The 18,984-nt window shown below is 69.9% G+C and carries 19 protein-coding genes and 1 tRNA gene; 4 read left to right on the top strand and 16 right to left on the bottom strand.

What is annotated here, in order from left to right; translation table 11 throughout:
- Positions 1 to 94 precede the first annotated feature (94 nt).
- The 3 genes from ACFQVD_RS26995 to ACFQVD_RS27005 all read right to left on the bottom strand — a co-directional run bounded on the left by ACFQVD_RS26995 (position 95) and on the right by ACFQVD_RS27005 (position 6,071).
- A complete protein-coding gene (locus ACFQVD_RS26995; RefSeq protein WP_343981722.1) occupies positions 95 to 3,067 on the bottom strand; it encodes an ATP-binding protein in 2,973 nt (990 codons plus the stop codon).
- A 277-nt stretch (positions 3,068 to 3,344) separates the two neighbouring features.
- On the bottom strand, positions 3,345 to 5,294 hold the full coding sequence (locus tag ACFQVD_RS27000) for a hypothetical protein (protein WP_343981719.1): 1,950 nt from the start codon (positions 5,292 to 5,294) through the stop codon (positions 3,345 to 3,347).
- A gap of 225 nt (positions 5,295 to 5,519) precedes the next feature.
- Positions 5,520 to 6,071: a TetR/AcrR family transcriptional regulator gene (locus ACFQVD_RS27005; RefSeq protein ID WP_343981717.1), complete on the bottom strand. Its 552-nt coding sequence runs from the start codon at positions 6,069 to 6,071 to the stop codon at positions 5,520 to 5,522.
- A gap of 60 nt (positions 6,072 to 6,131) precedes the next feature.
- Between ACFQVD_RS27005 and ACFQVD_RS27010 the strand changes: the two genes are divergently transcribed.
- Positions 6,132 to 7,160 carry a DsbA family protein gene (locus ACFQVD_RS27010; protein ID WP_343981714.1) on the top strand — a complete coding sequence of 343 codons (1,029 nt, stop codon included), beginning with the start codon at positions 6,132 to 6,134 and terminating at the stop codon, positions 7,158 to 7,160.
- Positions 7,161 to 7,246: 86 nt separating this feature from the next.
- Here the strand turns inward: ACFQVD_RS27010 and ACFQVD_RS27015 are convergent, their stop codons facing one another.
- The 9 genes from ACFQVD_RS27015 to ACFQVD_RS27055 all read right to left on the bottom strand — a co-directional run bounded on the left by ACFQVD_RS27015 (position 7,247) and on the right by ACFQVD_RS27055 (position 12,020).
- Complete coding sequence (locus ACFQVD_RS27015) at positions 7,247 to 7,600, bottom strand: DUF1416 domain-containing protein (protein WP_386272357.1); 354 nt, start codon at positions 7,598 to 7,600, stop codon at positions 7,247 to 7,249.
- Positions 7,543 to 8,382 carry a sulfurtransferase gene (locus ACFQVD_RS27020; RefSeq protein WP_343981707.1) on the bottom strand — a complete coding sequence of 280 codons (840 nt, stop codon included), beginning with the start codon at positions 8,380 to 8,382 and terminating at the stop codon, positions 7,543 to 7,545. The genes ACFQVD_RS27015 and ACFQVD_RS27020 overlap by 58 nt, the downstream gene beginning before the upstream one ends.
- A 15-nt stretch (positions 8,383 to 8,397) precedes the next feature.
- Positions 8,398 to 8,796 (bottom strand): DUF4395 domain-containing protein, encoded by a 399-nt coding sequence (locus ACFQVD_RS27025; RefSeq protein ID WP_343981704.1) that lies wholly within the window; start codon positions 8,794 to 8,796, stop codon positions 8,398 to 8,400.
- Positions 8,797 to 8,859: 63 nt separating this feature from the next.
- Entirely contained in the window at positions 8,860 to 8,973 is a 114-nt protein-coding gene (locus ACFQVD_RS27030; protein WP_364220308.1) for a putative leader peptide, read from the bottom strand.
- Between the two features lie 64 nt (positions 8,974 to 9,037).
- The gene (locus ACFQVD_RS27035) at positions 9,038 to 9,451 is read right to left on the bottom strand and encodes a TlpA family protein disulfide reductase (RefSeq protein WP_343981700.1); all 414 of its coding nucleotides are present in this window, start codon (positions 9,449 to 9,451) and stop codon (positions 9,038 to 9,040) included.
- A gap of 164 nt (positions 9,452 to 9,615) precedes the next feature.
- Positions 9,616 to 10,434: an anti-sigma factor family protein gene (locus ACFQVD_RS27040; protein ID WP_343981697.1), complete on the bottom strand. Its 819-nt coding sequence runs from the start codon at positions 10,432 to 10,434 to the stop codon at positions 9,616 to 9,618.
- Positions 10,431 to 10,943 carry a sigma-70 family RNA polymerase sigma factor gene (locus tag ACFQVD_RS27045; RefSeq protein WP_030924537.1) on the bottom strand — a complete coding sequence of 171 codons (513 nt, stop codon included), beginning with the start codon at positions 10,941 to 10,943 and terminating at the stop codon, positions 10,431 to 10,433. Before ACFQVD_RS27045 ends, ACFQVD_RS27040 begins: the two co-directional genes overlap by 4 nt.
- Positions 10,944 to 10,991: 48 nt before the next feature.
- A complete protein-coding gene (locus tag ACFQVD_RS27050) occupies positions 10,992 to 11,672 on the bottom strand; it encodes an LmeA family phospholipid-binding protein (protein ID WP_343981694.1) in 681 nt (226 codons plus the stop codon).
- A gap of 96 nt (positions 11,673 to 11,768) precedes the next feature.
- Positions 11,769 to 12,020 carry a MoaD/ThiS family protein gene (locus ACFQVD_RS27055; protein ID WP_343981691.1) on the bottom strand — a complete coding sequence of 84 codons (252 nt, stop codon included), beginning with the start codon at positions 12,018 to 12,020 and terminating at the stop codon, positions 11,769 to 11,771.
- Positions 12,021 to 12,226: 206 nt separating this feature from the next.
- Between ACFQVD_RS27055 and ACFQVD_RS27060 the strand changes: the two genes are divergently transcribed.
- A complete protein-coding gene (locus tag ACFQVD_RS27060; protein WP_343981688.1) occupies positions 12,227 to 12,940 on the top strand; it encodes a response regulator transcription factor in 714 nt (237 codons plus the stop codon).
- 183 nt (positions 12,941 to 13,123) lie between these two features.
- Here the strand turns inward: ACFQVD_RS27060 and ACFQVD_RS27065 are convergent, their stop codons facing one another.
- Positions 13,124 to 14,920 (bottom strand): bifunctional metallophosphatase/5'-nucleotidase, encoded by a 1,797-nt coding sequence (locus ACFQVD_RS27065; protein ID WP_343981685.1) that lies wholly within the window; start codon positions 14,918 to 14,920, stop codon positions 13,124 to 13,126.
- Positions 14,921 to 15,051: 131 nt separating this feature from the next.
- Between ACFQVD_RS27065 and mshD the strand changes: the two genes are divergently transcribed.
- On the top strand, positions 15,052 to 15,984 hold the full coding sequence (gene mshD, locus ACFQVD_RS27070; protein ID WP_343981682.1) for a mycothiol synthase: 933 nt from the start codon (positions 15,052 to 15,054) through the stop codon (positions 15,982 to 15,984).
- Positions 15,985 to 16,036: 52 nt separating this feature from the next.
- On the opposite strand, the gene ACFQVD_RS27075 is transcribed toward mshD, so the two are convergent.
- From ACFQVD_RS27075 to dcd, 3 genes are all read right to left on the bottom strand, one after another.
- Positions 16,037 to 17,041: an inorganic phosphate transporter gene (locus ACFQVD_RS27075; protein WP_343981679.1), complete on the bottom strand. Its 1,005-nt coding sequence runs from the start codon at positions 17,039 to 17,041 to the stop codon at positions 16,037 to 16,039.
- Positions 17,042 to 17,659 carry a DUF47 domain-containing protein gene (locus tag ACFQVD_RS27080; protein ID WP_030924556.1) on the bottom strand — a complete coding sequence of 206 codons (618 nt, stop codon included), beginning with the start codon at positions 17,657 to 17,659 and terminating at the stop codon, positions 17,042 to 17,044.
- 544 nt (positions 17,660 to 18,203) lie between these two features.
- Positions 18,204 to 18,779, bottom strand: a complete 576-nt coding sequence (dcd, locus tag ACFQVD_RS27085) for a dCTP deaminase (RefSeq protein WP_030924559.1) — start codon at positions 18,777 to 18,779, stop codon at positions 18,204 to 18,206.
- 119 nt (positions 18,780 to 18,898) lie between these two features.
- On the opposite strand from dcd, the gene ACFQVD_RS27090 reads away from it, so the two are divergent.
- Positions 18,899 to 18,972, top strand: a tRNA-Gly gene (locus ACFQVD_RS27090).
- Positions 18,973 to 18,984: the final 12 nt, after the last annotated feature.

Raw genomic sequence — 18,984 nt, forward strand, 5'->3', positions numbered from 1 at the left:
AAGGCCGCAGACCAGACCGTTCTCACCATACGGCGGGAACGAACTCCCCAGGCTCCACAGCGGGAAATGTGGCCGGATGTCCCCCGGCCACATCTCACTGCTCGGCGAAGACGAGTTCGACGGGTTCCTGCGAATCGGCGTCGAACGGCAGCACGAACCGGTGCGGCCAGGACAGCACGCTCTCCAGCCAGCCCGCCCCCATCGTCTGGGCCACGTGCCGGAGCCGCTCGGCCGGGTCGATGCCGATGGTGACCGTGAGGATGTCGCGCTCCACACTCTCGCGCTCGTCGTCGCCGAGGATCACCCGCCAGGCCAGTTCCCGGTTGCGGTCCACCTCCATGGAGAGCGGGTGGTGGCGGAGCGCCTTGGCCCGGTGGCCGAGCAGCTCGGGGCCGCCCGCGGGACGGTTGAACAGGGCGTACTCCATGACCGGCGCGGAGCCGCGCGGGTTGGGCGCGGGCTGACCGTGCGGGAAGAGCCGGTCCACCTCGTGCAGCCACCTGACCTGCGGAATGACCCAGGCGGGCCCGGGACGCTCGCCGGGGTCGCGGTCGGGACCGAGCAGCCTGGTCGCGATCGCGGCGACCTGCTCGGTCAGCGTGGCCGGGTCGTGGACGGTGCGCAGCGACCACGCGCGGCGGCCCACGCACCGTTCGGCGGTGGTGGCCAGCAGGCATTCGCGCCGTCGTGCCGGGAGCTCCGCCCAGAGGTCGGCCAGCGCCCGGGGCACCCCGGGCGCCGGCCTGTTGGTACAGAACGCCAGCACCAGCGTGTCCGTCCAGATCCGCAGCCAGGCCCACTCGGGCGCCTCGGCGAGCAGGTCCGCCTCGCGCAGCTCGACCAGCGTGCACGCCCGGCCGTTGCGGCACTCCTGCCCGCACGCCGCCGAGCGGCGGCCGCAGATGGGCGGCGTGTGGCCGGGGACCGGGCGCTCACGGTCCTCGCCCAGCGGCACCTGGATGCGGAGCGGCCGGTCCATGCCGTCGGCGAAGACCGCGGCGACGCCGGGCGGGAGCGAGACGACCTGCCGGGACTGTTCCTCGCTCAGGTTCGTCGCCGCCCCGACCAACCGGCGGTCGTCCTCGGCGGGGAGCCTGTGGATGACCTTCAGCGCGGTGTTCTTCACGACGTCGGAGACCAGTTTCGTAGGAATCTGCTCGGCGACCACGATGCCCTCGCCGTACGCGCGGATCTCGGCGAGCATGCCCGCCAGGAGCTCGACGGCGTGCGTGCTGGCCCGCCCCGCGCCCCGGTCGCGGAGCAGCCGGTGCGCCTCCTCGATCACGATGACGTGCTTCAGCCCGCTGCTCCGCTCCTTCCTGGCCCGCATCCGCAGGTGCTCCACGATCCGGATGATCAGCGTGCCCATCAGGAACGCCTTGTCCTCGTCGTTGGCGACGTCCTCGATCGCGAGCACCACGTTGCGCTGGAGCAGGTCGCCGATGTCGGCGGGGTGCCCGCCCTCGAAGAACCGGCCGGCGGAGCCGACCCGGAGCGACCGCAACCGCAGCGAGATGAAGCCCTCCACATCGGCCTGGACCTCCCGCCCGTAGCCGATCTCCTTGATCACCTCCATCGCGTGCCGCTGCAGCTGTTCGAGGGTCGGCACGGCGGGCCGCACGGCGGCGCCGGGAGCGGCCCAGCCGGTGACCACGTCCCACCCGTTGGCCTCGTACACCCGCTGCAGGGCGAGCGACATGATCTGCGGGAACGGCTCCTCGGCGTCGAAGGCCGCCATGAACAGCGCCCGGACCATGTCGATGTGGGCCTGGACCGGATAGCCGGGTTCGGGAGCGAGCGGGTTCACACTGAACGGCACGCTCTCCGGGGCGGACGGGTTGATCACGGTCACCGGGGCGAGGTGCTCGATCCGGCCGCCCATCGAGGCGTACTCGGACTTCGCCGGCTCGATGGCCAGCCACGGGACGCCGGCGCCGGTGAGCGCCTCCAGCAGGTGCCTGACGGTCTGGGACTTGCCGGAGCCGGTGGCGCCGGTGACGAACGCGTGCCGGTTGAGAGTGGCCAGCGGGACCCTGAACGAGCCGACCGGCCTGTCCTGGCCGTCGAGGATGGCCCCGAGCTCGACGGCCGACGCGCCGGGCGCGCTGTCGGCCTCGCTGGTCACGTCGAAGAAGCCTGCGTCGAGCACCCGTACCCCGGGCACCTCCCGGTGCGGCAGCCCGGCGAGAGCGGCGAGCGCCCCGGCGGTGGCCGCGAACGGGGCGGCGGCACCGTCCGCCGGATCCTGCAGGGTCACCGCCAGCGCCTCGGCGAAACCGTGTACGGGACCGGACAGCGCGCTGCGCAGGCGGTAGGGGTGGTGGCTCATCTCGGCGGAGCCGACGAGCACCGGGGCGATCTGGCGCAGTTCCTCGGGGCCGGCGGCCCCGGCCAGCAATCGGACGTTCCACAGCCCCGCCTCGCGGAAGGCGTCCAGTTCCTGCATGCGCCGCTCGGCCCGCTCCGCGTCGTAGCGGGAGCGTTCGGAGGCGTCGCCGTACTGCCGCAACACGTTGAGCTGGGTGCGCAGGTGCGCGACCTCGGCGTCCAGCAGGTCGGTCTGCTCGGCCACCACCAGCCAGGCGAACGGCCGGGACATGAGCGTGACCAGCGTCGACTCGAAAAGCGTGGGCCGCCTGATCTCGTCGGCGTCCGGCTCGCGACGGCCGCCGAGCGGCGGGGCCTGCCGGCCGGGGCAGACGGTCCACACCAGGTCGGACAGGTCGCGGAGCCACTCGTCGCCGATCCGGACGCCACGGGCGCCGCTGGGAAAGAGCAGCGGCTCGGGGCCCCCGGGGGCGTGCTCGACCTCGGTGGCGGCCCTGCGGGGCGGGCGCGGCGGAGTCAGCGGCCCCGCGTTGGTGATCAGCTCCAGCGGGGCGCCGGATCCCCGGGAGAGCCAGCCGACCACGAAGGGCCGGTTGCGCTGGGCCGTGGAGAGCACGGCGGGCAGGACCGTGACGAAGTCCCACTCGGCGGAGGAACTGCGCGAGGGCGCTGTGATCGCCTGGATTCTGTACCAGGGACCGGTCAGGGCGTTGGGCGGACGGGACACACTTGGCTGCATTTGGTCTCCACCCGGGGGACCCGGCTCCAGGCCGGAGGGTTGACGCTTCACGGATCACTCCGCCATACCGGCCGACGCGTAATCGGGGGTAGGTCACCCCCGTAACCACGGTCGAACCTGACTCGGGGCTCGCACCTCCACATTGACCATCCCATTACGACATACGGACGCCCCGTTGGCATGCCCGGCGATACCGTCCCCGACGGGATCATCGCTACCCGGATCCCCACCGGCCGAATCCCCGCCCGCCGACTCGTCGGCGGCGCGGGCCCGGATCTCATTGGCGGCGGCGCCAGTCGAGCCTCGCCGGGGGCGGGCCGAGGTTGGGCGGTGCGTCCTCGAACGGGCTCGGCTCGCGTGGCTCGGCCTTACTCTCCTGTACGCGCTCCAGCACGGCTTCCTTGATCTCGTCGAACTCGCCCAGCGTCGTCTTGGGGAAGGTCAGTATGGCCGGATTGGCATCGGCGAGACGGACCCTGCGCCCCTGGGCGGTGGCGTCGGTGACGATCACCGAGGTGGTGGGGAGCTGCTGGAGCTGGTGAGGCTCGACGAGGAACTCCCGGGAACGGTGCAACACCCGCTCCGTCTCCCCCATCGCCTTGGTCGCGCGACGGCCCCACTCGGTGGAGAAGGTGATGTCCTCCTTGAGGTCCGCGCGGCTCACGTCGCGCTCGTCGTCACCCTCCTCCGCCTGGCCGACCGTGGAGATGTAGCCGCCGTCCATGCCGGCCCCGGCGGCACTGATCGTCTCGGTGAGCTGGGCGAGCTCCAGGCGGTGCTCGGTGCCGACATGCTCGCTGGCGATCCGGGCGTCCTCGGCGTTGCCGAGCCGCATGAACGCGACCGCCGCGTGCCCGCGCCCGAGCCGTTCCCGCACGGTCGGGGTCAGCGAGCGATAGGTGAGCACCAGCCCGGTCCTGGAGGTCTCGCAGGCGTCCATGAGCCGGTCCAGCACGTCACCGCGGAGCTTGTCCGCGCCCGCGACGATGATCGTGTGATACCAGGGCCGCTCGGAGGCGGGCGACTGGCGCAGGATGTGGGTCAGCGCGGTGGCCACGTACGTGCCGAGGACACGGTTGCCGAACACGCCCGCCTGGCGGTCCATCGACACGACCCGCAGGCGGGCGGGCGGCAGGCGCACCGCCTCCGAGCCGAGGGTCTCCAGCTTGCGCAGCTGCGACTCCAGCGCCCAGGCCCGCTCGATCACCACGCGGTCGCTGACGCCGCGGCCGAAAAGCGTGCCGATCCGCTCCAGCTGGGTGGCGGTGATCAGTCCGCACCGCAGGTCCTCCCGGGGGTCGCCGACCTGGGCCAGGGCCCGCAGCGCGGCGGTGACCTGGTTGATCGTGGCACTCTCACCGAGGACTTCCAGCACCCGCTCCAGGATCGCGTTGTCGAACGACAGGTCCCTGGTCGTGCGGTGCTCCTCGCTGACGCTCACGACGTGGGCGAGGACGTCGGCGAACGCCTCGGGGGCCAGCGTGGCCCCCAGGTCGAGCTTGGCGAGGTCGACCGGCAGCACCCAGACCAGCGGGTCGTCACCGCCCCTGCGCGCCAGCTCGATCAGGTCCTTGGCGATCGCCCCCTCGGACAGGTCGAGCACGGTCAGGTGGCCACCGCTGTAGAGGCGGGTCGCGCCGAGCAGGGTGATCAGCGCCGACCAGCCGGGCAGCGTGCCGCCGGCCACGTCGATCCGGTCGATCTCGTCGGGCACGGCCACCGCGTACCAGGTCAGCTGGCGGTCGTGGCGCTCCTTCTTCTCGGCCCACTCCCGGTAGCGTGCGGCGTGCTCCTCCTGGGCGGCGAAGAGCTCCCTGTCCCGCTCCTCCCGTAGCCGGTCACCGGCCACCTCCCGCTCCCTGATGCGGTGGCGGACCGCCCGGTCGCCCTGGTGGACGGCGTAGCTGCAGAACACCGCGATGCCACCGGCGGCGATCACCCCGACGGCGGCGAACGACCAGCTCAGCATCTCGGTGAGGCCGAGGACGAGGATCAGCGTGGCGAGTGCGGCCATGAAAGCACGGACGATCTTGACCGGCCGGTTCAGCAGGTCCTCGTTGAGGCGCTCCCTGCGCACCCACTCGGGGTCGACGGGCTCCGCGGGACTCTCCACCGGCGAGGGTCGCTTGGGAGCCGGACCTGGATCCGGGTGCAACAGCGCATACTGCCAGCCCAGGTAGATCCGGTCCGCCTGGAGTTGCGCATGCTCGGGATGCACGTCCGCCACGGAACCCCTCCGCCATCGGGCTCATCGGAAGCCTCTGAGACAGCGTAAGAGTTCGACATCATATTCGGGCAGCGTTCCCGGCAATCCGCTGTATTTTCCCCGGCTTTACCACCACTTGAGGGATCGACGGGCCGGGTGGGACGGACGTCGTCGATCACCGTCGTCGCCCCCGTGCTCCCTCCCCGAGGGACCGGTGTCGTCCGCTCCCGGCCACCGGGGTCCGGATCAGCGGATCAGGTTCCACGCCATCGCCGCGATCTCCTCGGCCGGGCGGGGCGGCCGCTCTCCCAGCCAGTACGTGAAGAGCCCGACCAGCGCGCCCGCCACATGGTGGGCATGGATCTCCGGTGGCACCTCGTCGTGCCCGGGGGGCCGGGAGCCCGCCGCGAAGGGACCGCTCAGCTCCGCGGCCAACGCCTCGCGCAGCCGCGCGCAGAAGCGGGCGCTGCCCGAGGGCCCGAGCATCCGCCGGTAGAGCGGGGCTCGCTCACCGACGTGCTCGAACAGCGCGACCAGCGGCGCCGGCACCGGCCCCGGCTCCCGGTAGGGACACCGCGCGGCCTCGGCGGCCAGTTCCTTGATCGCGGCCTCCATGGCGTCGAGCACGAGATCGTCGCGGTCACGGTAGTGAACGTAGACCGTGGCCCGGTTCACCCCGGCCAGCTGGGCGATCTCGGCGACGGTGACCGAGTCGGGATCCCGTGCGGCGGCCAGCTCCAGGGCGGCGGAGCGCAGCAGGGCGCGGGTTCTGCGAATTCTGGGATCGTCTCCGGGCACACCGTCGACTCTAAACGACACCTGTCGAATAAACGACGCCTGTCGTTTGTTATGGCGGCCATGAAGCGCATCGAAGTCTGGGCCGACATGGTCTGCGCGTGGGCCTACATCGGCAAGCGACGTCTGGAGCAGGCCGACCTCGGCGAGGACGTGGAGATCGTCTGGCGTCCGTACCTCATCGACCCGATGGCTCCGGCGCGGTCCGAGCCGCTGCGGGACGCCCTTCGCGACCCGGTCGCCGAGGGGGCCCTGCGGGCCTGCCACCCCGTCCTGTCCCCGGCCGAGAACCGAGCCCGGGTCTCACGTGTCGCCGCCGCGGAGCGGATCGGCGAGCACGCCGGCGACGGCGGGCGGCGCTGGGGAGCCGTGTGGCGGGCGAACACCTTCGACGCCCACCGGGTCATCGCCCTCGCCTACGGCCGCGGCGGCGCGGCGCTCCAGGGCGCGGTCGTGGAGCGGATCCTGCGTGCCCACTTCATCGAGGGCTCCGACATCGGAGACCGCGACACGCTGGCGGCGCTCGCCGCCGAGGCCGGACTCGGGGGCATGACCGAGGCGCTGGAGCGCGGCGACGGGGCGGCGGAGGTCCGCTCCGAACTGCTGCGCGGCAAGGCCGCCGGCATCGCCACCTCGCCGACCTTCGTGGTGGGTGACACGGCGGTCGCGGGCGCGCAACCGCCCGAGGTCCTCGCCGACCTGGTGCGGCACGCCGCCCCCCGGCGGGAACTCCCCGACGAGGTCAGGTGGCTACGCCAGGCCGAGACCCTGCTGGATGTCAGAGACCCCCTCGGTGCCCTGCGGACCCTGGAGCCGCTGATGGCCGAGCACGGCGATGATCCCGCCGTCCGCCTGCTGGCGGCCCGCGCCTACTTCGGTTCGGCCCAGCTCGGCCGGGCGAGCGAGACGCTGGAATCGCTGCTGGAGCGCACTCCCGGTGACCACTACGCCCGGTTCCTGCTGGGCAGGACCCTCGAACGCGCCAACCGCCACCCCGAGGCCCTGCCACACCTGCGGCTGGCCGCGGCCATGTCCCCCGAGCCCGAATACCTCGACACCCTCCGCCGCGTCGAGCACCGGCTGGCCGGCTGACCTGCCTTAACAGAAAGACCGGCACTCCCCTGGGGGAGTGCCGGTCCCTCTTGTCGAGCCGGCTCGGCGTGCGTCGGACCCGAGGGTCAGACGGACACGGCGAGCTGGGTGACCTCACCCAGGCGGGCCTGGGCCGGAATGTCCTTGGTGACACCGCCGCCCGCGATGATGCGGACGGTCCAGTCACCGGGGGCGGCGAAGAAGCGGAAGATTCCCTCCTCGGACACCACGACCTCGCCGGTGAACTCACCGGAGTGGTCGAGCAGACGGGCGTAGGCCGTGCCCGCGCCCGTGACCACGCCCTGGATGACGGCCTGGCTCGCAAGATCGATCCCGGCCGGAAGGGCAACCGTCTGTTCCGGAGCAGCGCAACCCTGAGTCATTATCGAGCCTCTCCCAGTTCGATCGGCACGCCGATGAGCGAGCCGTACTCGGTCCATGAACCGTCGTAGTTCTTGACGCTGGCCTGGTCGAGGATCTCGTGCAGCACGAACCACGAGTGGGCCGAGCGCTCCCCGATGCGGCAGTAGGCGATGGTGTCCTTGGCGAAGTCGACACCGGCGCCCTCGTAGAGGGCCTTGAGGTCTTCGTCGGACTTGAAGGTCCCGTCGTCGTTGGCGGTCTTCGACCACGGGATGTTGCGCGCGGTGGGCACGTGGCCACCACGCTGCGCCGCCTCCTGCGGGAGGTGGGCGGGCGCGAGCAGCTTGCCGGTGAACTCGTCGGGCGAGCGCACGTCGACCAGGTTGAGCTTGCCGATCGCGGCGACGACCTCGTCGCGGAAGGCACGGATGGACAGGTCCTGCTCCGTGGCCTTGTAGGTGGTGGCGGAACGGCTGGGAACGTCCTTGACCAGCTCGCGGGAGTCAAGCTCCCACTTCTTGCGGCCACCGTCGAGGAGCTTGACGTTCTCGTGGCCGTACAGCTTGAAGTACCAGTACGCGTAGGCGGCGAACCAGTTGTTGTTGCCACCGTAGAGGACCACGGTGTCGTCGTTCGCGATGCCCCGGGCGGACAGCAGCGCCTCGAAGCCCTCGCGGTCGACGAAGTCACGGCGGACCGGGTCCTGCAGGTCCTGCTTCCAGTCGACCTTCACGGCGCCACGGATGTGGCCCTTGTCGTATGCGCTGGCATCCTCGTCCACTTCAACGAGAACGACACCGGGAGTGTCGAGATTGGCCTCGACCCAGTCAGCGTCGACCAGGACGGCGGAGCGGCTCATTTTGATCCTCCAGGATCATCGTGCGGCGGGTAGTAGGCGGCGAATGATCAAAAACATCTCGCAGCCGAGACAGAAGCCGAAGGCGGCGTTGAGAAATCCGGCGAAAAGTGCCGCCGCGGTGGCCCCGAGGGCCAGCGGCGTGATCTGTGCGACGTATCCGACCAGGCCCACCAGGGCGAAGGCGAGTCCGACTCCCTGCGCGAAGCGCGGCGGGCCGGCGTCCTCCAGCTCCTTCGGAGGGCTTTTCACTATCCCTTTGAAAACCATCCCGTACGGCGAGAGGCCGAGAACGCCCAGTGCGAACACCACGGCCTGTGCGGCCAACAGCCACGCGCTGCCCGTCACGAGGACGAGCGCGAGCACGACTGTCGTGACGGCCGCGGTGAAACGGAGAGCTCGGGGATCAGCTTGCATCGCTTGATGCTCCTGAAGGGTCGTGCAGATCGGTGCGGCTCGGCGGCCGCTTGAGATCGCCCTTTAGGAAATACGACAGAGCGCGGTGGTCACGCGGCAGAAATCAACCGCGCGCCGCTTTGTGAGCAGCTCTGTCGTGGAGTTCATGCCCACGACAGTACCCCGGTGTCCCGCCATCTGTCACATCCCTGTCCAATTTCTGAGACGTGATCGTTCGAGGAACGATAGGGTGCCCCGTTCATCACTCGATCACCAGACCGAGAGCGCCGATGACATCGGCCTTCCTGGGCTGGCCGGAGGCTCGCCGCACCACCCGCCCTGACGGGTCGAGGACGAGGACGGTGGGGGTGCGCAGAATGTTCAGCGACCGGACCAGGTCGAGATGGGACTCCGCGTCGATCTCCACGTGCGCGACGCCGGGCACCATCCCCGCCACCTCGTCGAGGATCCGCCGGGTCGCCCGGCACGGCTGGCAGAAGGAACTGGAGAACTGCACCAGCGTGGCCCGCTCCCCCAGCTCCGCGTGGATGTCGCCGGACGTGAGCCGCTCCACCTCGCCCCTCACCTCTCGCGCCACCCCGTTCCGCCGCCGTACCGCCACGCCCACGAGCGTGGCGAAGGCGAGGGTGACGACCACCACCGTCAATCCGGTCACGGAACACGACAACAGGCGGGCGCCCCGAGCCATTCCCGGGCCGTTCCCGCGCCGCTCACGTATCCGGCGCCGTTTCCGCGCCCCGCCGGAACGCCCCTCGCCCGGAGCGCTCCCGCACGGACCGCCCGCGCCCGCCGCCCGGCCCCCGGCGGCGCCGGACAGGCTCAGCGGGCGTCGACCGTGAGCAGCACCCGTCCCTCGGCGGTGGAGATCTCGAACGACGTGATGCGCTCCGGCGGGATCGTCGTGGTGCCCGTGAAGGCGCCCGACTCGTCATAGGCGGCCCGGTTGACGGTCCAGTTGCCCGCCGTCTCCCTGACACCGCCGTCCCCGATCACGTCCAGCCGGCAGCGCGTGCCCTTGGCCACACCGGTGAGCACGACCTTGACCGTGGTCGCCCCCTGCCCCGCGGAGGCGGTCACCACCGCGCGGACCGTGCCGTCCTCGTCCTTCCCCGTGACCCGCAGGTCGTTCGGGGCGAGCAGGAGCTGCGAGTCGGCGCTGGGGTGGGTGGGAGCGGCCTTGGCGTTGGGCGCAGAGGCCGAGGCCGAGAAGGGCTCGGCATGTTCCTGAACGCCCTGCTCCTGGGCGCTCCGGTCCGCCGCCGACGACTCGGGCGCGGCGGGCCCCGCGACCGTCGTGACGTCCTCCGGGGACTGGACGACGGCCCAGAAGGTCCCGCCGCCGAGCCCGACCACCAGGACCGAGGCCGCCAGGCCGAGCATCAGCCGGGTGATGCGACGCCGCTTGACCCTGGCGCTGAGCAGCCGCTCCAGCACCGCCGTGGGCGGGCTCGCCACCTGCGCCACGTCGTCCTCGGACACCCTGCCGAGGAACGTCGCCACCCCGCTCAGCTCGGCGAGCTCCGCCGCGCACTCCGCGCACTCGGCGAGATGGGCCTCGACGAGCACGCGCTCGTCCGGCTCCAGGGCTCCGAGCAGGTAGACCCCGAGCGACATCCGTACTTCGTCACAGGTCATCATGGCGCGAGCCCCCGCTCCTCCAGCGCCAGCTTGAGCGCCCGAAGCGCGTAATACGTGCGCGACTTGACCGTTCCGGCGGGGATGCCGAGCGACGCGGCCGCCTCCGCGACGGATTTCCCCTGGTAGTAGACCTCGGCCAACACCTCGCGGTGCTCGGGCCGCAGTGCGGCCAGCGCCTCGGCGACCGCCCACGACTCCACCGCCCGCTCCAGCTCGTCATCGGCGGGCACCACGGCGAGCGCCTCGTCGCCCGTCTCCGGCGGGCGTGCCTTCCGGGCCCGATGCTGGTCGACGACGAGATTGCGGGCCACGGTGAACAGCCACGCGCGGATGGAGCGGCCGGCGAACGCGTTCGGATGGCGCCAGGCCCGCAACAGCGTCTCCTGCACGACATCCTCCGCTCTCCCCGAGTCGCCCGTCAGCCGCAGCGCGTAACCGTAGAGTGGCCCGCCGTGCTCGTCGAAGAGCGCTCTGACGAGCTGCTCGTCGGCGGTTCCGGCTTGACTCACATCCCCACGACGTACGGCGGGACGATCCGGTTCAGACACGGGGCACGTTCAGCCCCGCAGAGGCACGTCGGAGGCCTCACCCGAGATGCGCAGGCCCTCGGGCGTGACCTTGATGTCGGTCAGCTTGACGTCGTACGGCAGCTTTCCGATCGGGATCCGGAAGTTGATGAACCGCTCGGGATCGGGCACGGGGATGCCGCCGCCCAGGGTCACCTTCTCGGGGACGAGTTTCAGGCCGCCCTCGACGATCTCGACCTTCAGCGCCGCCTTCACCGGCACCTTCTGCCCCAGCACGGTGATCTCCCCGCTGACGTTGAGCGCGTCGCCCGCGACACCGACCTTGATCCCGCGGGGCGCCCGCCGGCTGAGCGTCTTCAGCGGGACGACCACCGATCCCACCACGCGCTCGGCGCGCATGTCGACCTGCTGGGGGCGGAGCACCAGATCCGCGAGCGGCGCGGTGACCCCGTAGAGGGTGAAGTCGACGCTCGACAGCGCGACACCCGAGACGGTCATCGCGCCCGCGGCGACCTTGACCTCCTCGTAGCGCCCGGCGACCGCCTGGGTCAGGAAGGGGATGCCCTCGATGGTGACCTCGGGCGGGGACTCCAGGTCGTACTTGGCCGTCGCCTGCGTGGCGATCTCACGCTGGACCCCGGCGACGGCGACCCTGTCCAGGATCGCGACGAGAACGAGCAGCAGGACCAGAAAAGCGATCAGCTTGCGCATCCGACTCCCTGTTCGTTCTCCGGCCCGAGGGGTGCCCATTCGCGTGCTCTCCCCCTGTCATCCTGTACGAAACTCCGTGCCGGCGACAGCACCCGATCAACCTCCCGCGAAGGGCGGGAGCACCTCCACCGTCGCCCCCTCGGCCAGGACTATCGCCTCGTGCGCCCGCCTGCCCACCGGGTCCCCGTTGACCAGGAACGACGACCGCCTCAGCACACGAGCCAGCTCTTCACGACCCGGTGTGATTTTCGTCATCAGCTCGGCAAGGGTCTCGGCCTCGAAAGGCTCCTCCGCGATGCCCGCCGCGTCCTTGGCCGCGGCCCAATATCTGACAGTGCCCGTCGCCACCTGTGAACCAACTCCTCGAACACACACAGGGTTACCATGCCATTACGGCGAATCCACTCGGAGAACCGGTGTTCACCAGGTGGACCTTCGCTGGACGCTTACTCCTCGTGGGTTATCCTCACGTACTACGGGACCTGGGCAACGTAGCCCCCGGGTCCTTACGTGTTTGTACGGCTATCGCCGACATGACGCGGGAAGGAGGCATTGTGAGCAATCTCCTACTGCTCACCAACGCCCTTGAGCCCTCGACTGAGGTGCTCCCGGCGCTGGGGCTGCTGTTGCACTCGGTACGTGTCGTGCCCGCGGAGGCGTCCGCCCTGCTCGACGCCCCGCCCGCCGACGCGATCCTGGTGGACGCGCGCCGCGAGCTCGTCCAGGCCAAGAGCCTGTGCAGGCTGCTCCGCACCACGGGCGTTTCCTGCCCTCTGATGGTAATCGTCACCGAGGGCGGTCTCGCCGGGCTGACCGCGGAGTGGGGTGCCGACGACGTCCTCCTCGACAGCGCCGGTCCCGCCGAGGTCGAGGCGCGGCTACGGATGGCCGTGGGCAGGCTCAATCTGGCCGCCGCCGAGGAGGTGCCGGACGAGATCCGCAACGGTGACCTGTCGATCGACGAGGCCACCTACACCGCCCGGCTCCGCGGCCGCGCGCTGGATCTGACCTTCAAGGAGTTCGAGCTCCTGAAATACCTGGCGCAGCACCCGGGCCGGGTCTTCACCCGCGCCCAGCTCCTCCAGGAGGTCTGGGGATACGACTACTTCGGCGGCACCCGTACCGTGGACGTCCACGTCCGGCGGCTCCGCGCCAAGCTCGGCGCCGAGTACGAGGCACTGATCGGAACGGTCCGCAACGTCGGCTACCGGTTCGTCCCCGAGCGCGGCAACGAGGCCGCCGAGGAGCGCGAGCCCGCCCGCCAGTAGGGCAGGCGGACCCTCCCGCCGCGATCGGCACCGGCCTGTCAGGTCGGCCGCCGACCGGTGAGTCCGCGCGTCCGCGGCCGTACAGGGGTCCGCGCGACCCGTGGGCACGGGCTCCCGGCGTCACGCCAGACCCACCGGAGTCGTCCGGCAGGTCTGACGCGCGCGTCGTGCCTTTCGCCCCTGTTACGGAGCGACCGTGATGTGGTTGGGAACCGGGGGCGTGATCAACGGGTTCGCCGCGAAGTGGGCGGCGAAGGCGTCGATGTCGAGCGGGCCGCTCCACAGGTCGGTGCCGCCGGTGAAGGCGGCGAACGCGTCACCGCCGCCGACGAGGAAGTTGTTGGCGGCGACCCTGATCGTCTGGGTGTCCGTCACGTCGACGCCGTCGATCTTCATCGCGGAGATCTTCGAACCCCACGGCGCGCTCGTGCTGTAGGTGTAGGTGAAGTTCGACGAGGGCTGCAGGATCTTGGTGAACGCCTGGGCGTTGGGGCCGCCGGTGAACTGCTGCTCCAGAACGGTCTTGAGCTGCGCACCGGTGAGCGTGACCACCTGCATGAGGTTGTTGAACGGCTGGACCGTGAACGCCTCGCCGTACGTCACCACCCCGTCGCCCTCACCGGCGGGTGAGCCCGCGTAGGTGAGGCCGGCCCGCACGCCGCCCGGGTTCATCAGGGCGATCTGGGCGTTGCCGCCGGTCCTGGTCGCGGCGAGCTGGCCGTCGGCGATCAGGTTGCCCAGGGAGGACTCGCCGGACGCGGACGCGGCGTTGGTGATGTCCGCGGTGATCTTGCCGATCGGCCGGTTGGCCACCGGCGCGACCCGGTCCTTCCACGTCTGGACGAACGCGCTGATCTCCGGGTCGGGGGTGACGGTCCTGGTCACGACCTGGTTGTCGGCCACCACCGAGGAGCGCACGACGTCGCGGGTCTTGACGTCCACCTGGAAGTCGACCTTGGTGATGACCCGGCCGAAGGAACCGCCCTGGCTGTAGAGCCGCCCGGCGCCCTTGGGGTCGGTCACCGTGCACAGGTAGGCCTGGTGGGAGTGGCCGCTGAGGATCATGTCGACCTCGGCGTCGACCTGCGTGGCGATCCGGTTGCCCGCGCCCGGCTGGGCGCTGCAGCTGTCGGGCGACTGGCCCGCGGTCACCTGGTCACCCTCGTGGACGAGCACGACCTGGGCCTTGACACCAACGATCTTGAGGAGCTTGGAGGCGACGTTCGCGGCCTTCACCTCGTCGATGAAGTCGAGGTCCTTGATGCCCTCGGAGGTGACGATGCTCGGGGTACTACCGGTGACCAGGCCGATGAAGCCGATCGGCACACCGTTCATCCAGCGGATCGCGACCGGGGGCAGGGCCGGGATGCCGTAGTCCTTGAGCAGGGCGCGCAGCGAGGCGGTGTTCGTCCCGCCCAGGGCGTCCAGCGCCTGCTTCTCCGCGCCCTGCGCCGGCCGCTTGAAGACGACGTTGGCGCCGAGGTAGCTGTAGCCCGCGCCCTTCCACCTGCCCGCGGGCGAGCAGCCGTCCACCGGGTGGCAGCCACCGTTCATGATCCGCTTGAGCTCGGCGTACCCCTCGTCGAACTCGTGGTTGCCCACGGCGGAGGCGGTGACGCCGACCTTGCCGAGGAACTCCACCGACGGCTCGTCGTGGTAGGCCGCGGAGATCAGGGGGGTCGCGCCGATCAGGTCGCCCTGGGCGACCTTCAGCGTGTTCTTGTCGGACAGCTGCTTGAGGTGGGTGGCCACGTAGACGGCACCACCCGCTTCGACCGTGGCGCCGGTCTCGTCGACCATGCGGCCGGAGGAGCCGGTCGGCGGTTCGAGGTTGCCGTGGAAGTCGTTGAGGGAGAGCAGGCGGACCGGCACCGTCTTGGCGGGCTTGTTGCCCGCCTCGGCCGGCCCCGTCGCAAGCGTGACACCGGCCCCGGCGAGCACGCACGCCATGGCCAGCCGCAGGAAGGAACGAGACATCATGGTCCACGACACTAAGGGGACTATCTGTGCAAGGAATGTCCGAGAGATAACGATTAACCCGACCGGTAGCTGGCGGCTTTTGCCAGTCCCCGGTGCTCTCACGAGACGTGCCCCCGCCTAGAGTCCAGAACATGAACGCGCGTGTTGAACACCGGGGAGCACTCGGCGAACAAGAGGTGTCCGAGGTCCTCACGGTGGTGGATGCGGCCACGAAGGCCGACGGGGTCCGGCCACTCAACGAACATGTCATGCTGCACCTGCGCTACGGCGGCGACGAGCGGGCCGGAGCCGTGCTCCTGTACGCCGGGGACGACCTCGCGGGCTACGCCCACCTGGACCCGACAGACCCCGTCGAGGGGCCCAGCGGGGAGTTGGTCGTCCACCCGGCGTTCCGCGGGCGGGGATACGGACGGCGGCTGCTGCGGGCCGTGCTCGACCGCGCCGGCGGGCGCCTGCGTCTGTGGGCGCACGGCGGACACCCGGCGGCCGACGCCCTCGCCCTGTCGGAGGGGTTCGAAAGGGCGAGGTCGCTGTGGCAGATGCGCCGCCCGCTCTCCGCCGACATCGGTGCCTTCGACCTCCCCGAAGGCGTACGGCTCCGCACCTTCGAGCCCGGCACCTCGGACCAGGAGGCCTGGCTCGCCCTCAACGCCAAGGCCTTCGCCGACCACCCGGAGCAGGGCGCGTGGACGCTTGACGACCTCAGGCTGCGCGAGCGGGAGCCCTGGTTCGACCCGGCCGGGTTCTTCCTCGCCGTACGGCCCGGCGGCCCCGAGGGCCGCGACCGGCTGGTGGGCTTCCACTGGACCAAGGTGCACGGCGACGGCGACCACGCGCACGAGCCGATCGGCGAGGTCTACGTCGTCGGCGTCGACCCCGCCGAGCAGGGCGGCGGCCTGGGCAGGTCGCTGACCCTGGCGGGCCTGGCCCACCTGCGCTCGCGAGGCCTGACCCACGTGATGCTGTACGTCGACGAGAGCAACTCGGCGGCGATCCGCCTGTACCAGGGACTGGGCTTCACCCGGTGGGACGTCGACGTGATGTACCGGAAGGACACCGCCTGACGAACCTGAGGTGGACCAGGTCCCCCCCGAGGGATCTGGTCCACCTGGAGTACTACTCGATCATCCAGTGCAGCGCGAAGTAGGACAGCGCGGCGACGAACGCGGCGGCCGGGATCGTGAGAACCCAGGCGGTCACGATGTTGCCCGCGACGCCCCAGCGCACGGCGGAGAGACGCTTGGTGGCGCCGACGCCCATGATCGCGCTGGTGATCGTGTGGGTGGTCGAGATGGGGGCACCGAAGCCGATGGCCGCGGTGTAGAGCACCGTCGCGGCGGCCGCCTCCGCGGCGAACCCCTGCGGGGGGTCGAGCGCGATGATCCGGCGTCCGAGCGTCCGCATGATCCGCCAGCCTCCCGCGTACGTGCCGAGCGAGATGGCCGTGGCGGCGGCGAGGATGACCCACTGCGGGATCGGATCCCCGTCATGCTGGTAGCCGCCGACCACGAGGGCCAGGAAGATGACGCCCATGGTCTTCTGCGCGTCCTGGAGGCCGTGGCCCAGCGCCATCGCCGCCGCGGAGATGGTCTGCGCGTGCCGGAAGCCCCGGTTGGTCTTCGACGGCTGGGAGCGCCGGAACCCCCACAGAATGCCGATCATGATGAGCCCGGCGAGGGTGAAGCCGATCACCGGAGACAGGATCATCGGGATGACGACCTTCTCCACCACCCCGTCCCAGTGGACGTTGCTCGCCGAGGCGAGCGCGGCGCCGACCAGGCCGCCGATCAGCGCGTGACTGCTTGAGGAGGGGAGGCCGAAGTACCAGGTGACGAGGTTCCAGGTGATCGCGCCGACCAGACCCGAGCCGACGATGACGAGGCCGTGGCTTCCCTGTGGAGCGTCGATGATGCCTTTGCCGACGGTCGCGGCCACCTGCGTACCGAGGTGCGCTCCCAGGAAGTTCATGGCCGCGGCCATGAAGAGCGCGGCCCTCGGCGTCAGTGCGCGCGTTGAGACGGAGGTCGCGATCGCGTTCGCGGCGTCGTGGAAGCCGTTGGTGTAGTCGAACACCAACGCTACGACCACCACGCCGATGACGAGTGCGAGCGTGAGATCCACTTAGCTTTCCTTGACCGCGATCGACTCGATCGTGTTGGCCACGTGCTCGAAGGCGTCGGCGGCCATCTCGAGCTGATCGATGACCTCCTTCATCTTGAGGACGGTCAACGCGTCGTACTCCCCGCCGAAGAGCTTGGCGAGAAGGCGGCGGTAGACCTGGTCGGCCTGGTTCTCAAGCCGGTTGATCTCGATCCAGTACTCGTTGAGGTTCTTCATCGAGCGCAGCCGCGGCATCGCCTCGGCGGTCAGCTCGGCAGCACGTTCCAGCACCTCGACCTGCCGGACCACCTCTTTGGGAAGGTGATCGATCTGGTAGAGGACGATGAGGTCGGCGGCCGCCTCCATGTAGTCCATCACGTCGTCGAGGTTCGAGGCGAGACGGTAGATGTCCTCGCGGTCGAAGGGGGTGATGAAGCTCTCGTTGAGCCGGTTCATGATCGCGTGAGTACGCTCGTCGCCGGCGTGCTCACATGCGCGCATCTTCTCGGCCAGAGCTTCCCTGTCCGATCCGTCACTGATGATCTCTACCAGCAGACGGGACGCTGTGACGAGGTTGTTCGCCGAGTCCGCGAACAAGTCGTAGTAGCTGTCCTCACTTGGTGTGAGACGGAGGCGCACGTCGTTCTCCAGATGTGCGGGGATGGTCCGCAGAGAAGGGTACGGGTTACCAGCGGAAATACGAACTTCACCCGCTAGACATGCACTCTTCCCGATGTCGCTACCCGGCGACACACAGCTTGAGGCAGCCTTGAGGGCATCTTTCCGATGACCGTTTTGCTGGTTTTCGGCCACAGTATGACGAAGACAGGCCAAGTATGGGACTTATCCACCCCTGAACGCCATCCGGCACCTTCCCCGTACTCCCCTCGGAAACCCCCGCTTCCGGGGCACTTCCCGCACGGTTCACCAAGGTCGCCAGGGTCCGCGGGCCTCCGCGAGGAATCAGGGTGATTTCCATCACGGTCGCCCGCTGAACCGCGTTTTGGCTGCTCACAGCAGCCCCCCTTGCTACGGCCTCCCGCCCCTCGGAGTCCCCGGGCGCCCCCTTCCTCAAGGGGGTTCACCCCGCCACGACAGCCCACTCCGGCGTGAAAGTTCACTTTGAATTCACCGTTAGTTCACCTTGAGCGGAGAATCCGTCTCCGGGACCTGATCCCGGGCCTCAGATCGGCGTCCGGTGGAAGTTGAGGTACGAACGGCTCGGCGTCGGCCCCCGCTGCCCCTGGTAGCGGGATCCGTACTTCTCCGAACCGTAGGGATACTCGGCCGGCGAGCTGAGCCTGAACATGCAGAGCTGGCCGATCTTCATCCCGGGCCAGAGCTTGATCGGCAACGTGGCGACGTTGGAGAGCTCAAGTGTGACGTGCCCGCTGAAGCCCGGGTCGATGAACCCGGCCGTGGAGTGGGTCAGCAGGCCGAGCCTGCCCAGCGAACTCTTCCCCTCCAGCCGCGAGGCGATGTCGTCCGGCAGCGTGACGACCTCGTACGTGCTCGCCAGCACGAACTCCCCCGGGTGCAGGATGAACGGCTCGTCCTTCTCCGGCTCCACCATCCGCGTCAGATCGGGCTGCTCGACCGCCGGATCGATGTGCGGGTACCGGTGGTTCTCGAAGACCCTGAAGTAGCGGTCCAGGCGTACGTCGACACTGGACGGCTGGATCATCTCCGGCTGGAAGGGATCGATCCTCACCCTCCCCGTCTCGATCTCGGCAACGATGTCACGATCGGAAAGCAGCACGTGAGGCAACCTACCAACGCCGCCCCCTCCCGGGAGCGCCGGTACAACCCACGATCCCGCTTTCCACAGTGGACGAGAGCCTCCCAACTTCCGCTACAGTGGTGGGGCGGCACACCGCTGCGGGTGTAGTTCAATGGCAGAACATCAGCTTCCCAAGCTGACAGCGCGGGTTCGATTCCCGTCACCCGCTCCAAGACTGAAGGCC

It is taken from the genome of Streptosporangium amethystogenes subsp. fukuiense (assembly GCF_042665875.1).
GTDB lineage: Bacteria > Actinomycetota > Actinomycetes > Streptosporangiales > Streptosporangiaceae > Streptosporangium > Streptosporangium fukuiense.

Coding starts and splice junctions, on each gene's coding strand:
- ACFQVD_RS26995 (WP_343981722.1), bottom strand. CDS start 3,067: ATGCAGCCAAGTGTGTCCCGTCCGCCCAACGCCCTGACCGGTCCCTGG.
- ACFQVD_RS27010 (WP_343981714.1), top strand. CDS start 6,132: ATGAAGCGCATCGAAGTCTGGGCCGACATGGTCTGCGCGTGGGCCTAC.
- ACFQVD_RS27015 (WP_386272357.1), bottom strand. CDS start 7,600: ATGGACCGAGTACGGCTCGCTCATCGGCGTGCCGATCGAACTGGGAGA.
- ACFQVD_RS27020 (WP_343981707.1), bottom strand. CDS start 8,382: ATGAGCCGCTCCGCCGTCCTGGTCGACGCTGACTGGGTCGAGGCCAAT.
- ACFQVD_RS27025 (WP_343981704.1), bottom strand. CDS start 8,796: ATGCAAGCTGATCCCCGAGCTCTCCGTTTCACCGCGGCCGTCACGACA.
- ACFQVD_RS27030 (WP_364220308.1), bottom strand. CDS start 8,973: ATGGCGGGACACCGGGGTACTGTCGTGGGCATGAACTCCACGACAGAG.
- ACFQVD_RS27040 (WP_343981697.1), bottom strand. CDS start 10,434: ATGATGACCTGTGACGAAGTACGGATGTCGCTCGGGGTCTACCTGCTC.
- ACFQVD_RS27050 (WP_343981694.1), bottom strand. CDS start 11,672: ATGCGCAAGCTGATCGCTTTTCTGGTCCTGCTGCTCGTTCTCGTCGCG.
- ACFQVD_RS27065 (WP_343981685.1), bottom strand. CDS start 14,920: ATGATGTCTCGTTCCTTCCTGCGGCTGGCCATGGCGTGCGTGCTCGCC.
- mshD (WP_343981682.1), top strand. CDS start 15,052: ATGAACGCGCGTGTTGAACACCGGGGAGCACTCGGCGAACAAGAGGTG.